The sequence below is a fragment of the Salipiger bermudensis genome (genome assembly GCF_019801965.1).
GTDB classification, from domain to species: Bacteria; Pseudomonadota; Alphaproteobacteria; order Rhodobacterales; family Rhodobacteraceae; genus Salipiger; species Salipiger bermudensis_A.
Genome location: NZ_JAHVIA010000012.1, coordinates 1 through 13,605, shown reverse-complemented (window position 1 = coordinate 13,605; position 13,605 = coordinate 1). Strand labels below are relative to the sequence as shown.

14 protein-coding genes are annotated in these 13,605 nt (G+C 67.0%); 4 read left to right on the top strand and 10 right to left on the bottom strand.

Annotation, left to right across the window (positions count from 1 at the left end; translation table 11 throughout):
• The first annotated feature begins 12 nt into the window (after positions 1 to 12).
• Together KUV62_RS21455 and KUV62_RS21450 are read left to right on the top strand one after the other, a co-directional pair.
• On the top strand, positions 13 to 2,319 hold the full coding sequence (locus KUV62_RS21455; protein ID WP_261395824.1) for a type I secretion system permease/ATPase: 2,307 nt from the start codon (positions 13 to 15) through the stop codon (positions 2,317 to 2,319).
• Complete coding sequence (locus KUV62_RS21450) at positions 2,312 to 3,655, top strand: HlyD family type I secretion periplasmic adaptor subunit (RefSeq protein WP_222605802.1); 1,344 nt, start codon at positions 2,312 to 2,314, stop codon at positions 3,653 to 3,655. The genes KUV62_RS21455 and KUV62_RS21450 overlap by 8 nt, the downstream gene beginning before the upstream one ends.
• Positions 3,656 to 3,671: 16 nt before the next feature.
• Here KUV62_RS21450 and KUV62_RS21445 read toward each other — a convergent pair whose 3' ends face one another.
• The 5 genes from KUV62_RS21445 to KUV62_RS21425 form a co-directional block, all read right to left on the bottom strand.
• A complete protein-coding gene (locus KUV62_RS21445; RefSeq protein ID WP_222605801.1) occupies positions 3,672 to 4,406 on the bottom strand; it encodes a gamma-glutamyl-gamma-aminobutyrate hydrolase family protein in 735 nt (244 codons plus the stop codon).
• Positions 4,403 to 5,374 carry an amidoligase family protein gene (locus KUV62_RS21440; protein WP_222605800.1) on the bottom strand — a complete coding sequence of 324 codons (972 nt, stop codon included), beginning with the start codon at positions 5,372 to 5,374 and terminating at the stop codon, positions 4,403 to 4,405. Before KUV62_RS21440 ends, KUV62_RS21445 begins: the two co-directional genes overlap by 4 nt.
• A complete protein-coding gene (locus tag KUV62_RS21435) occupies positions 5,358 to 7,133 on the bottom strand; it encodes a sensor histidine kinase (protein WP_222605799.1) in 1,776 nt (591 codons plus the stop codon). Before KUV62_RS21435 ends, KUV62_RS21440 begins: the two co-directional genes overlap by 17 nt.
• 63 nt (positions 7,134 to 7,196) lie before the next feature.
• The gene (locus KUV62_RS21430) at positions 7,197 to 7,751 is read right to left on the bottom strand and encodes an RNA polymerase sigma factor (protein ID WP_222605798.1); all 555 of its coding nucleotides are present in this window, start codon (positions 7,749 to 7,751) and stop codon (positions 7,197 to 7,199) included.
• Positions 7,748 to 7,954: a NepR family anti-sigma factor gene (locus tag KUV62_RS21425; RefSeq protein ID WP_410000885.1), complete on the bottom strand. Its 207-nt coding sequence runs from the start codon at positions 7,952 to 7,954 to the stop codon at positions 7,748 to 7,750. The genes KUV62_RS21430 and KUV62_RS21425 overlap by 4 nt, the downstream gene beginning before the upstream one ends.
• Before the next feature lie 78 nt (positions 7,955 to 8,032).
• On the opposite strand from KUV62_RS21425, the gene KUV62_RS21420 reads away from it, so the two are divergent.
• Positions 8,033 to 8,833 carry a response regulator gene (locus KUV62_RS21420; RefSeq protein ID WP_222605797.1) on the top strand — a complete coding sequence of 267 codons (801 nt, stop codon included), beginning with the start codon at positions 8,033 to 8,035 and terminating at the stop codon, positions 8,831 to 8,833.
• A gap of 183 nt (positions 8,834 to 9,016) precedes the next feature.
• On the opposite strand, the gene KUV62_RS21415 is transcribed toward KUV62_RS21420, so the two are convergent.
• The 5 genes from KUV62_RS21415 to KUV62_RS21395 form a co-directional block, all read right to left on the bottom strand.
• Positions 9,017 to 9,181, bottom strand: a complete 165-nt coding sequence (locus KUV62_RS21415; protein ID WP_222605796.1) for a DUF1328 domain-containing protein — start codon at positions 9,179 to 9,181, stop codon at positions 9,017 to 9,019.
• An 80-nt stretch (positions 9,182 to 9,261) separates the two neighbouring features.
• On the bottom strand, positions 9,262 to 9,450 hold the full coding sequence (locus KUV62_RS21410) for a PLDc N-terminal domain-containing protein (protein ID WP_222605795.1): 189 nt from the start codon (positions 9,448 to 9,450) through the stop codon (positions 9,262 to 9,264).
• 400 nt (positions 9,451 to 9,850) lie between these two features.
• On the bottom strand, positions 9,851 to 11,248 hold the full coding sequence (locus KUV62_RS21405; protein WP_222605794.1) for a TRAP transporter large permease: 1,398 nt from the start codon (positions 11,246 to 11,248) through the stop codon (positions 9,851 to 9,853).
• The gene (locus KUV62_RS21400; protein WP_222605793.1) at positions 11,248 to 11,880 is read right to left on the bottom strand and encodes a TRAP transporter small permease subunit; all 633 of its coding nucleotides are present in this window, start codon (positions 11,878 to 11,880) and stop codon (positions 11,248 to 11,250) included. Before KUV62_RS21400 ends, KUV62_RS21405 begins: the two co-directional genes overlap by 1 nt.
• An 88-nt stretch (positions 11,881 to 11,968) precedes the next feature.
• Positions 11,969 to 12,982 carry a C4-dicarboxylate TRAP transporter substrate-binding protein gene (locus tag KUV62_RS21395; RefSeq protein ID WP_222605792.1) on the bottom strand — a complete coding sequence of 338 codons (1,014 nt, stop codon included), beginning with the start codon at positions 12,980 to 12,982 and terminating at the stop codon, positions 11,969 to 11,971.
• Between the two features lie 426 nt (positions 12,983 to 13,408).
• Between KUV62_RS21395 and KUV62_RS21390 the strand changes: the two genes are divergently transcribed.
• Positions 13,409 to 13,605, top strand: a 197-nt coding sequence (locus KUV62_RS21390) for an acetyl-coenzyme A synthetase N-terminal domain-containing protein (protein WP_222605791.1), incomplete at its 3' end; no start/stop codon positions are given.

Genomic DNA, 13,605 nt, shown 5'->3' with positions numbered 1-13,605 from the left:
CGGATTCCCAGCATGACAGCCGCCACGCGCAGAACCCCCGAGACCGAGGCCGACAGCGACGCGCCCGAGGCCGCCCCGCAAACCGCACCCGACGCGCCCCCCCTCCCGCCAAGCGAGGACGGCCCCGGCAAGGTGCTGATCCTCGATCGTCCGATGGTGGCCCCGCGTGCCCCCACCCTGCACGCTGCGGAGCCGTCGGACACGGAGGACGCGCCGACCGCGCCGCGCGCCGCCGCAGCAGAGCCGTCTGCGGAGCCCGTGCCCGACACCGGCCCCATCGAGGCCGAGGCCACGCCACTCCAAGCCGATCCCGCGCCAGCGGAGGTACCAAACGAGGCGCCCACGGAGCCCGCGGCCGCAGAGACCGTCACGGCAGCCAGGCCAGACGCGGTCGCCGAGGCCCCGACCGAAGCCGCTCCGCAGCCGGCGACGCCGCGCGACGGTGTGACCACCGCCCGCGTCACCGAGCCCGCGACACGCTCTCCGCGCGCCGGCATGGGCGAGACCATCGAGCGCAAGGGCAACGCGCCGATGAAGCGCGGCACCGGATCCGGCGGCCCCGGAGATCCGCGTGATCCGTTCCACCGCCGCAGCGATCCCGAGCGCCATGACAGGATGCTCCGCAAGGCGCGGCAGGCGGTCGGGCGCAACCTGATGGTGGTGTTCGTGCTGACCATGGCGACCAACGTTCTGGTGCTCGCCATCCCGATCTACCTGTTCCAGATCAGCGACCGGGTGCTCACCAGCCGCTCGACCGACACGCTGGTGATGCTGACGGCGATCATCGTCGGCGCGGTGGTGTTCCAGTCGATCTTCGACGCGATCCGGCGCTACATCCTGATGCGCACCGCCGTCGAGGTCGCCTCGCGGCTCGGCGCCCCGATCCTGCGCGCCGCCGCCCATGCCTCGCTGCACGGCACCGGGCGCGAGTACCAGACCCTCGGCGATCTGCAGACCGTGCGCGGCTTCCTCGTGTCGCCGACGCTGCTGGCGCTGCTCGACGTGCCCTTCGCGCCGCTCTTCATCCTGGCAATCTTCCTGATCCACCCCGATCTCGGGATGATCGTCGTGGTCACGGCGGCGGTGCTGGCGGTCATCGCGCTGATCAACCAGCGCGCCACGGCGGCGCTGTTCGGCCAGGCCAACATGGCGCAATCCAAGGCCAACCAGCATCTCGAGTCGATGGCGCGCAACAGCCAGGTGATCAACGCCATGGCGATGATCCCGGAGGCGGTTCGGATCTGGGGCCGCGACACCGCCGCCTCGCTCGGCGCGCAGGTGCGCGCGCAAGATCGCAACGTCTCCTTCGCCGCGGTTTCGCGCACGGTGCGGCTGCTGACCCAGGTGGCGATCCTCGGCTGGGGTGCCTTCCTGTCGCTCGACGGCTTCCTCACCGGCGGCATGGTGATCGCCGCCTCGATCATCGCCGGCCGCGCCTTCTCGCCCATCGAAGGTGCGATCGAGGGCTGGAACACCGTCATCATGACCCGCGGCGCCGCCGGCCGCATCGGCGCGCTGATGCGCGCCACCGAGAACAAGTTCGAGAAGCTGCGCCTGCCGAGCCCCGAGGGACGGCTCGACGTCGAGCGCCTGCTCTACGTGCCGGGAGGCACCAAGCAGGTGGTGCTCAACGGCATCTCCTTCTCGCTCAACCCCGGCGAGACGCTGGCGGTGATCGGCAATTCCGGCGCCGGCAAGACCACGCTGGGCAAGATGCTGGTGGGCTCGATCCTGCCGACCTCGGGCAACGTGCGGCTCGACCTGATGGACATCCGCAACTGGGACCCGCGCCAGTTCGGCGAGAATATCGGCTACCTGCCGCAGGATGTTCAGCTCTTCCCCGGCACCATCAAGGACAACATCGCCCGGATGCGCGCCGATGCCAGCGACGACATGATCTATCACGCGGCGAGCCTTGCCGACGTGCACAACATGATCGCCTCGCTGCCGCATGGCTACGAGACCCGCGTCGCCGCCGATGGCGCGCCGCTCTCGGGCGGGCAGAAGCAGCGCATCGCGCTGGCCCGCGCCTTCTATGGCAACCCGCGGCTGGTGGTGCTCGACGAGCCCAACTCGAACCTCGACGTGGCCGGCGACAAGGCCCTCGCGCGGGCCGTCCAGCACGCCCGCGAGCACGGCATCACCGTGATCGTGATCACCCAGAAACCGGCGCTGCTGTCGGTGGTCGACAAGATCATGCTGCTGGCGGATGGCGGCATCGCGCTTTTCGGCGCCCGCGAGCAGGTGCTGACGAAACTCAACGGCCCCAAGACGCCCCCGGGCGGTCCGGGCCCGGCAAGGACGCTGAAGAATGAGTGAGCTGCAGATCTACGACCCCGAAACCGGCTGGTATGCCGAGGTGCCGCGCTCGATCCGGCGTCATGCGATCATCGGAATCCTGCTGATGGCGCTGGCCTTCGGCGGTTTCGCCTACTGGTCCTTCACCGCGCCCCTCGCGGCGGCGGTGATCGCGCCGGGCAGCTTCGTCGCCACCGGGCGCAACAAGATCGTCCAGCATCTCGAGGGCGGCATCATCCAGCGCATCTTCATCGAGGAAGGCCAGAAGGTGCGGCAGGGCGACGAAATCCTGATCCTCGACCAGACCTCGGCGGAGGCCAACGAGCGCGAGCTGTTCCTGCGCGAGATGCGGCTGCAGGCCACCTCCGACCGGCTGCTGGCGGAGTATCGCGAGCTCGACCGGCTGCGCTTCACACCGGCCCTGCGCAATGCCGCCGAGAGCGACGGCGAGATCGCCGCCCTGCTCGACAGCCAGCAGCTCACCTTCGAGATGACACGCAAGTCGATGCTCAACGATATCGCCCTGCTCGAGCGCAATATCGAGGCGCTGAAGATCCGCGACCGGGGCTTCAGCGAACAGCTCGCCTCGCTGCGGCTGCGCAGCGAGATCCTGCAGGAGGATATCGAGGCCAAGACCGGGCTGCTCGAGGGCGGGCTGATCCGCAAGTCCGAGCTCAACGCCCTGCGCCGGGTGCAGGCCGAGGCTGACGGTCAGGTCGCGCGGCTGGCGGCGGAGGTCGAGGAGGTGCAGCAGATGATCCTGAAATACGAGGCCGAGATCGCACGCGCCCGCTCGGCCCATCGCGAGGCCGCGCTCGAGGAGCTGGCCCCGATCGCCGCCGATCTCGAGAGCGTGCGCGAGAAGGCGCGCAAGGCGCGCAACGTGCTCAGCCGCTCGGTGGTGCGCGCCCCGGTCTCGGGCACGGTGGTGCGGCTGCACTACCACACCGAGAACGGCGTCATCGAGCCGGGCCGGGCCATCGCCGAGATCCTGCCCGCCGACGCGCCGCTGATCATCGAGACCCAGATCGCCCGCACCGAGATCGACAGCGTGAGCCTCGGGCAGACCGCCATCGTGCGGCTCTCGGCGCTCAACCGGCGCACCACACCGGTGCTCAACGGGGTTGTCGATTACGTCTCCGCGGATGCGCTGCGCGAGGAGATCGCGGGCATCCCGCAGGAGGTCTATCTCGCGCGCATCTCGATCACGCCGGAAGAGCTGAGCCGGGCGCGCGGGCTGGTGGCGACGCCGGGCATGCCGGTCGAGGTGATGATCCAGACCCAGGAGCGCACCTTCTTCGACTACCTGACGAAGCCGATCAGCGACAGCTTCACCCGCGCCTTCCGGGAGCAATAGGCCGCGCGCCGAGGGGTCAGCCCCAGAACGGCGCGTCGGCCTCGCGGGCCTCGGTCTCGGCCGCGGCGAGCTGCGCATCCCGACCGTGCCGGGCCTTGGCCGCTGCCACCAGAGAGCGGAACAACCGGCGGTGGGCGCGCCGGTAGATCAGGTGCTCCGGGTGCCACTGCACCCCGAGGGCAAAGGGATCGCTCATCCGCTCGATCGCCTGCACCATGCCGCCATCGTCGCGCGCGGCGACCTGCAGCCCCTCGCCCAGACGGTCGACGGCCTGGCTGTGCAGCGCGTTCACGTAGAGGCATTGCGCCTTGGCCGAGCGCGCCAGCAGCGTATCGGCGCCGATCTCAACCTTCTTGCGTGGCAGGATGGTGCGGATCTGGCGCGAGTCGTAGACCTCGTAGGCATCCTGGTGCAGCGTGCCGCCCAGCACGACATTGAGCATCTGCGACCCGCGGCAGATGCCGAGGATCGGCAGGCGGCGCTCGAAGGCTCCGCGCAGCACGCCGGATTCGAGATCGTCGCGCGCCGGGTCGAGCCGGACGCCGAGCCGGAGCTCGCCGCCGTAGAGCGTCGGGGCGATATCGTCGCCGCCTCCGATCACCACACCGTGCACCGCGTCGAGATCGACATTCCGATAGCCAGCCTGCCAGCGCAGCGCCCGCCCGCCCGCGAGCCAGACCGCCAGCGCCATCAGCGGGAACACACGCCAACCCGAGCGGCGCGACACGGTGACCCCGATCAGCGGCCTCAAGGCGCGGCGCTCTCGAGCATGGTGGCAACGCGGCGCGCCCAGTCGGAGCGGATCGAGGTCAGCGAGTCGCGATGCTCGCGCCAGGCCAGCTTGAGTCGCTGCAGCAGCGCCCGGTCGGCGGCGACCCGCTCGACCAGCACCCAGCGGTTCCACTCCAGCGCCAGCGACCAGCCGGGCTCGTCGATGCGGCAATCCGGCAGCCGCCAGTGATAGGTCGGGCGCGGCTGGATCTGAGTCATGTCCATCACCCGCGCCACGCGCGGCTTGTCGATCTGGGCGAAGAGGCAGAGCATGTCGAGCCCGTGATTGCGCGACGGCGCGAGCTCGAGATAGGTGTCGATCAGGCTGTCCATGTCCGACGGTCCGTCATCCGCCGCCAGCCGGTCGATCAGGCTGCGGGGATAGGGATCGACCCAGGGCAGCATCCGGCGCGAGAGATCGATGCCGGCGCTGCGGCGCAGGTGATCCTCGAGCAGCGCGTAGGCGGTCAGCACCGGCGCAATGGCCTCGAAGCTCAGCGCCGCGGCCTCCGGGTTAAAATGCACGCCGAACCCCAGCAGCACGCCGCCGCTGGTGCCGGTTGCCCCGGCCTTCGCCAGCGCCTCGAGCGCCGCGTCGAGCTCGGGGATCTGGTCGATCTGGATGGGATCGCTGACGATTTCCACCGGCACCACCGTGCGGGCCAATTCGCGCAGCGGCTTGCCGATGCCGTCGCGGTCCATCTTGTTGAGCGGCGCGCTGTCGAGATAGCACTCGAAATCGCCGAGCCCGGTGCCGGTCACCGACCATTCGCCCGGCTTCTCCTCGTTCGCCGCGCCGCCGAGCGCATCGGCCAGCACCCGCGCCGCCTTCTCCTCGGTCAGGCCCGAGAACTCGACTTCGACCCCCACCCTCCGCCGCGCGCCCTCTGCATTGCAGGGCTGCGGAAGCGGCATCAGCTCGGGCGGGGTGTTAGAAGTCCGGGACATCGGGCACCTTTGTCGGGAGGTCTTCGTCGGCTTCGAAATCCTTGAGGGCAAAGGTCACGTAGACGCGATACCTCCCACCCTCGCGCTCCTGCGTCAGCGAGCCGCCGAGCTGCGTGGTGAAGGCCTGGATCAGACGCGAGCCCAGCCCAGCCGGTTCCACCCGCATCTCGGGCTCCGACGGGCCATCGGGAGCAACGCTGTTGCTGATCTCCAGCATCGCCTTGCCGCCGCCCTGGTAGCGGAAACGCACCGACAACTCGGCCTGGGTCAGGCCCTCCGGCGGCGAGGCGTATTTCATCGCGTTGGTCAGCGCCTCGGCGGTCAGCAGCGACAGCGGCACCGCCTGATCGGGCACCGCCTCGATATGCTCGAGATCGGTGGTCACCTTGACCGGCTCGCCCGCGACCTCGGTCATGTCGGTCATCTGGCCGACCAGGTCGATCAGCAGTGCGCCGGCATCGACATGGCCGAGATCCTCGGTCTGGTAGAGGTTGCGGTGGATCGTGGCGAGGCTGCGGATCCGGTCCTGCAGGCGCTGGAGCACGAACTTGGTCTCGGCTTCGCCGGCCTGGCGGATCTGCATGTTCATGATCGACGAGATGAGCTGCAGGTTGTTCTTCACCCGGTGGTGAACCTCCTTCAGAAGGATGGTCTTCTCGCGCAAGGCGTTTTCCTGCTGCGCCTCGTCGCGCAGGATGGCGTCGGCCATGTCAAGGAAATCATCCTCCATCTCGGCCAGCTCCGCCGGCATCTCGAGATGGGTCCGGTGCTCGGGGATGCGGCGGGTGCGGGCAAAGATCCGCATCCGGCGCGACAGCCGCTTGATGTGCCGGATCACCAGCCGGTTGACCGCGAGGAAGGCCACGATCACCGAGGCCGCCCACATCAGAAGCGGCAGCGCCTTGGCGATGCCGTTGACGGTGATCGCCTCGGCCTCGGCATTATCGGGGCTCCAGATGCCAAGCGCGTAGACCATGCCCGGCACCAGCGGTGCGGCGGCATAGACGAGGGTATCGCCGTCGACGCTGCGGGCGGCGAAGCTCTGCGCCCGCGCGCCCACCAGCGAGGCGAGATCGAGATCGGCGGGCAGCTCGCCTGCGCTGCGCGCGAGGCCGTTGCGCGAGGTCAGAAGTTCGCCATCCTGATTGAAGGTCACGATGTCGTCGAAGCCGTTCGTCCCCCTCGATGCGCCGCCGGAAAACAGCTCGGACGGCACCGACAGCAGCACATGTCCGGCCAACTCGCCGCCGAGGAAGAACGGCTCGGCGACGACGATCACCGGGCGCCCGCTCAGCGGTGCCTCTTGGTTGAGCCAGGCGCGCGGGCCGGGATCCGCGACGATCGCCTGCATCCGTGGGAATTCCGCCACGTCGATGTCGCGCCCGCTCGAGCTGCACGGCACCTGGCCATCGACGGTCAGTACCAGGCCGTGGGAATAGCCCGGCGAGGCGGCAAGGTAGGAGCCCAGGCGCATCGAGCAGGTCTCGGCATCGCCGCCGGCGATCATCTCGTGCCCGAGCGTCGCACCGAGCGCCTGCGCGCCCCCCTGGGCGCGCAGCACGGTCTGACGCTCGCCCACGGCGGCGGCCTCGGTCAGCGCGACAAGCGAAAGCTGCGAGCGCAGGCGGGTCTCCTCCTGCAGCTTCGCGGTCTGGAAATAGGCAACGACGCCGAGCGGCACCAGAGCCAGCGTCAAAAACAGGATCATGCGCGCAGCAAGACCCATCGGGCGCAGGCGCGGCGTGGCTTTCTCGGTCATTCCTGCCCGTTCGTCTCTTGTCGTCATCGCCGGTCGGATAGCTCCGATCGGGCTCATCATCGTTTAGCGTGCGGCCGGACGGCCACCGGTCACCACGGCCATCGTCGCCTGGTCGGTCATCTCGAGCTTGTCATCCTCGTCGAGGTTGAGCAGCTCCGACAGACGCGCCCGGGCCCGGTTCACGCGGCTCTTGATCGTGCCCACGGCAACGCCGCAGGTCTCGGCGGCATCTTCGTAGGAGAAACCCTGCGCGCCGACAAGGATCAGCGCCTCGCGCTGTTCGTCGGTGAGCTTCACGAAGGCACGCCGGAAATCGGCCATTTGCAGGCGGCCGTCATGGGCGGGCTTCTCCGACAGGCTCTCGGTGAAGATCCCCTCGGCATCGGAAATCTCGCGCCCGGCCTTGCGGCGGTTGGAATAGTAGGTGTTGCGAAGAATGGTGAACAGCCAGGCCCGCATGTTGGTGCCGGGTTCGAAACTGGAGATCTTCGACCACGCCTTGACCAGCGTATCCTGCACCATGTCATCGGCGACCGCGCCATTGCGGGTCAGCGAGAGGGCAAAGGCCCTCAGGGCAGGAAGGTGATCGACGAGTTCATCCCGCGGATCGCCGCTCATTTGGCGTCTCCGCCGGTGGAATTTCCGCCTTCGTCCTGAGACTTCAACTGCGCGATAAGATCGAGGAAGCGATCCGGAACCTTCTCGTCAAGCATGTCCTGATAGACACGCCGGAGGTTCTCGTCGATGACCTCAGCCTCTTTATCGTTTTTCCGCGTGTGACCCATTTGATCCTTGCTCTTTTTCTCTGACGCGCCGTGCATTATTTTAAGCTCTTGCCGGAACCAATGCAGCAGTCAGGCGTTTGGTTCCCGAAAAAATCGAAAAAAAGGACGTTTGACATGTCAAAGGGTGACCTGAGCCAGGCCATCGGAGCAGCGCTTCCCTATCTGCGCCGCTACGCGCGCGCGCTGACCGGGAGCCAGACCACCGGCGACAATTACGCGGCCGCAACGCTCGAGGCGATTCTCACGGATCGCAGCGCCGCGTCGGAAGCGAGCTCGCCGAAGGTCGGCCTGTTCAAGGTGTTCCACGGCATCTGGGTCAGCACCGGCGCGCCGGTGGTCGAGGAAGGCTCCGGTGCCGTCGCCAAGGCGCATGACCGGCTGTCGAAGTTGACCACCAACAGCCGCGAGGCGCTGCTGCTTCACACGATCGAGGAATTCTCGATCTCCGAGCTTGCCGAGATCATGCAGATCGACCAGAGCGAGGCCGAGCAGCTCGTTATGCTGGCGCGCCAGGAAATGGCCGACGCGGTTTCGGGCCGGGTTCTCATCATCGAGGACGAAGCCATCATCGCGATGGATCTCGAGAGCATCGTCGCCGATCTTGGCCACCGCGTGACCGGCGTTGCCCGCACCCGCGATGCCGCCATCGATCTTGCCAAGCAGGAAACGCCCGACCTTGTCCTCGCCGACATCCAGCTGGCCGACAATTCCTCCGGCATCGACGCGGTGAACGACATCCTGCGCGAGCTGGGCGACCGTCCGGTGATCTTCATCACCGCCTTCCCCGAGCGCCTGCTGACCGGCGAGCGTCCGGAGCCGGCCTTCCTGATCTCCAAGCCCTATTCCGAGGACCAGGTTCGTTCGGCGGTCAGCCAGGCGATGTTCTTCTCCTCGACCGAAACGCTCAAGGCCTGACGTCTCTCTCGTCTCTCTCTGGTCTTGATGGAAGCGCGCCCCAGTGGCGCGCTTTCTTCGTTTGGCGCCCTGCCCTGACTGCAACTCCTGCGCCCGACCCGGAGCGCCGCGCAGAGAAAAGCCGCCGCGCCCGTGGCGGGCACGGCGGCGTTTGCGCGATATCGGCTCGCGATGCGAAGGCCGTCACGCCTTGCGGACGAATTTCATCACGAGGGTGACCACGAAGAGCACCAGGAAGATGAAGAACAGCACCTGCGCGATGCCTGCCGAGGCGGACGCGATGCCGCCGAAGCCGAACACGGCGGCAACGATAGCGACGATAAAGAACAGAATGGCCCAGTAAAGCATGACGAAATCCTCCGTTGGATGGTCTGACTTGGTTAATTGAAAGTTAAATTCCGAGCGCAGCGCCTGCGCTCAGGCCGCCTTCAGACGGTGGCGCGCGACGATTTCGGGCCGGCGATCAGCCAGATGATGAAGCCGAGGACCGGAAGGATCAGCACCAGAAGCGTCCAGAGCACCTTGGAGCCGGTGCTGGCGCCCGAGCTGATGATCGAGACGATGGCCCAGATGTCGAGCACGAGAATGATGAAGCCGCCAATACCTGCGAATTCCATGATGAGGTCTCCTTTGCGTGTCGGGTGCGGAAGACACAGCCCCTCCGAGCGGCGCCCATCGGGCTCCGCCGGAGCGCAGCGCTCCGAGAGATCAGGTCTTCCACTGGTTTGTTTGCTCCGGGGGGCAGCGCCGCCCGGTCGTTCTGCACGGTTAACGCGCAGTTGATGAAAATGGTTCCGCGAGGGTGCACGGGCGTCGTGGCGCAGCTCTTAGAAGTTAAGAATTCCCCAGAGCCGGAGGATCGCCCAAGGTGAGATCAGCCCTTCCCTTGGGGCAGATCCCCCGCGGCCGCCTCTTCCAAGCCCGGCCAAGGAAACGGCGCCGCCCGGCCTCCCGGGCGGCGCCGCAATCATTTCCGAAGACGCCCGCGCGGGCGGATGAGGCCGCGCGCGGACCCGCTCAGGCCAGCGAGGGCAGCCAGAGCACGATCGACGGGAACGCCACCAGCAGGCCGATGGTCACCGCGTCGGCTATGAAGAACGGCGTCACGCCGCGGAACACGTCCTGCACGCTGAGGTCGGGACGCACGCCGGCCACCACGAAACAGTTGAGCCCGATGGGCGGCGTGATCAGGCAGAACTCGGCCATCTTCACCACGAGGATGCCGAACCAGATCGCGCACATCTCGCCCGACATGCCGAAGGTGCTCTCCGCCGCCGAGACCGCCTCGCCGCCATTGAGCGCCATCACCGCCGGGTAGACCACCGGCAAGGTCAGCAGCAGCATGCCGATGGCGTCCATGAACATGCCCAGCACCGCATAGGCCAGAAGGATGCAGATCAGGATCACCATCGGCGGATAGTGCAGCGACGAGATCCAGTCGGCGAAGGCCGAGGGCAGATCGGCGAAGCCGAGGAAGCGCACGTAGATCAGCACCCCCCAGATGATGGTGAAGATCATGATCGAGAGCTTCGCAGTCTCGATCAGCGCGTCCTTCAGCTCGGCGCCCCGCATGCCGTGCAGCAGCGCCATCAGGAAGACGATGAACGCCCCCACCGCGCCGCCCTCGGTGGGCGTGCCCCAGGCATCGCCGAACGGGTTGTAGACGAAGAAGATGATGATCACGACCACCGCCACGATCGGCAGCGCCGGCGGCAGCGCGGCGAAGCGCTGGCCCCATGTGAAGCCGCGCACCGGCGGGCCGAACCCCTTGATGGTGAGCGCGAGCCCGATGATCAGCGCGCCGTAGACCACCGCCGAGAAGGCGCCCGGAATGAAGCCCGCAAGCAGCAGCTTGCCGACGTCCTGCTCGACGATGATGGCGTAGATCACCAGGATCGCCGAGGGCGGGATCAGCGAGGCCAGCGTGCCGCCCGCCGCCACCACGCCTGCGGCGAAGCGCTTGTCGTAGCCGATCTTGAGCATCTCGGGGATGGCGATGCGGGCAAACACCGCCGAGGTTGCCACCGATGCCCCCGACACCGCCGCGAAGCCCGCGGTGGCAAACACGGTCGAGACCGCGAGCCCGCCCGGCACCCAGGCCATCCAGCGCTTGGCGGCCTCAAACAGCGCCTTGGTGAGCCCGGCGTAATAGGCGAGATAGCCGATCAGGATGAAGGTCGGGATCAGGCTCAGCGCCTGGTTGGCGACCTTGCCATGCGGGATCTGTCCGGCGGTCTTGACCGCCACGCCGATCGCCCAGCCCAGCATCTCGGGATCGTAGCTGCGCTTGTCCCAGAAGATCCACACAAGCCCCACAAGCCCGGCAAGCCCCGCGGCAAAGGCCACGCGCATGCCCAGCACCACCATCACCAGCATCCCGCCGGTGACCCACAGGCCGATTTCAATCGAATCCATCAGTCGTCATGTCCCTGGATATGCGCGGCTTCCTCAGCCGCCTGTTCCGCGACGCTCTGCACCAGCGGCACCGCCACCGGCTGCTCGAGCCCGAGCACCAGCGCCCGCGTGTAGCCCCAGAGCTGCAGCAGCAACCGCAAGCTCATCACCGTGAAGGCCACCGGCACGATCAGCTTGGCCGGCCACAGCGGCAGGCCGATATCGATGGTGCTGTCGCGCGACCACATCGGCCGGGTCATGTCGAAGCTGCGGTCGAAATGCGCCCAGGAGCCCCAGACCAGCGCCAGCATCAGCACCAGGATGCCGAAGGTGGTCAGCCATTCCGCGGCCCAGAGCGCGCGGCCCTTTAGCTTGCCCACGACGATGTCCATGCGGATATGGCCACCCTGTCGCTGCACGAACGAGATGCCGAGGATCGCGATCAGCGGCATCGCCGTCTCGATCCAGTCGACATAGCCGCGCAGCGGCTCGTTGAAGAGATTGCGCCCGCTCACCGAGACCACGGCCAGCAGCATCAGTGCAAAGGCCCCGAGGCCCGAGAGGAAGGCAAAGACCGTCTCGAGCTTCAGCAAGCCCCGGTCGAGGCGGCTGAGGGTCGACGTGTCGCTCAGCACGGCGGAGGAACCAGCCATCGCAGCACCTTTCAGAAGTGAGAGGCCCCCGGATCAGCGACCCGGGGGCGAATGCAACGCCCCGTCACGCGAGGCGCAAGGAAGCGGCTCAGTTCGAGGCGCGCGTCTCTTCGAGGGTCGTGTTCACGAGATCGTAGAGCTCCTGCCCCGGCAGGCCCTGCGCGGTCATGTCGTCGATCCACTGCTGGTGGATCGGCATGGCGACCTCCTTGAACGCGGCGAGCTGCTCGTCGGAGATCATCACCTTCTCGACCTCCTTCTCGGCCAGGACCTCGTCCCACTTGGCCAGAAGCTGGCCGTAGTTCTCGAGGTAGTAGTCGATCGCCTCGGGCACCGAGCTGTCGAGCGCCTCGCGCTCCTCGTCGGTGAGCGCCTCATAGGCGTCGATGTTGACGACCACCGGGCAGTTCACGGTGCCGGGGTTGAGGTTGGCGGTCCACCAGTCGGCCTCGTTGATGGTGCCGAAGGAGAGGTGCGCGTGCTGCGCGAAGGCCACGGTGTCGACCACGCCCGATTCCATCGCCTGGTAGGCTTCCGACGAGGTCACCGAGGTCGGCACGCCGCCGACCGCCTCGAAGGCGCGGCCGAGGCCACCGGTGGCGCGCACCCGCATGCCGTCGAACTCGGCCAGCTCGTCGCGCGGCTCGCCGGTGCCGACGAGGTTGTATTGCGGCATCGGGCTGGTCATCAGCATGCGCGCGTTCCACTGCGCCATCTCGTCGGCGACCGCCGGGTGATCATAGACCGCGTGGCTCACCGCCACCTCCTCGTCGAGCGTCGACACGCCGAGGAAGGGCAGCTCGAGCACGGTGATCGCGCGGTTCTTGTCGGCATGGTAGCCGGCGCAGAACTGCGCGACCTCGAAGGCGCCGATCGAGATGCCGTCGAGATTCTCGGTGTTCTTGGACAGGCCGCCATAAGAGATGTTCATGGTGAACTCGCCGCCCGTCTTCTCCTCGACCAGCTCCGCCAGCTTGTGCAGGTGCTCGGTGAAGGCGCGGCGCTTGCCCCAGACCGAAACGTTCCATTCGGTCGCCATCGCCTCGGTGGCGAAGGCAAGGGTCAGCGCGGAGACGCACAGCGTCATGGTGGTCTTTTTCATCTAGGTCTTCCTCCCATTGGACGGCGGCTCGGCGGCCGCCTTGGCGCGGGAGGTTAGAGCATCAAGCGCCTGACGCAAGCCGAATGGCCGACTCGCTCAGCGCCCTTTCGTCCCGGCCTCCCGCCCGGATGTGTATGCAAAGGCATACCGGAACAATATGTCACACCCTATGGGCGAACCGATCCGGCGCGCTCTTGCTGGAACATCCTTTACACGGCGTCAACACGAGCCCGTTGAAACTAGGGCAAATTCCTTAAGATTTGCGAAGGAATTTACAGAAAGCCCCGCGCTAACGAAAATATTTTACAAATAAAAGCTGTTTTTTCCGTTACTTATTTATTTCTTTTCGGGCTCGCGTATGATCGGCGCAGGGATGGGAAATGCCGCACTGCGGCGTTCTGGAAATACGGATCTAGGGAGGATCTCATGAAAGACGATGCCCAAACCGCCGCTGCCGGCACCTACCCGCCTTCGTCCGAGTTCGCGTCCAACGCGCATGTTGATGCTGCGAAATACGACGAGATGTATGCCCGCTCGATCAGCGACCCGGAGGGGTTCTGGGCCGACGAGGCGCAGCGGCTCGACTGGATGGCCCGGCCGACCAAGATCAAGAACACCAGCTT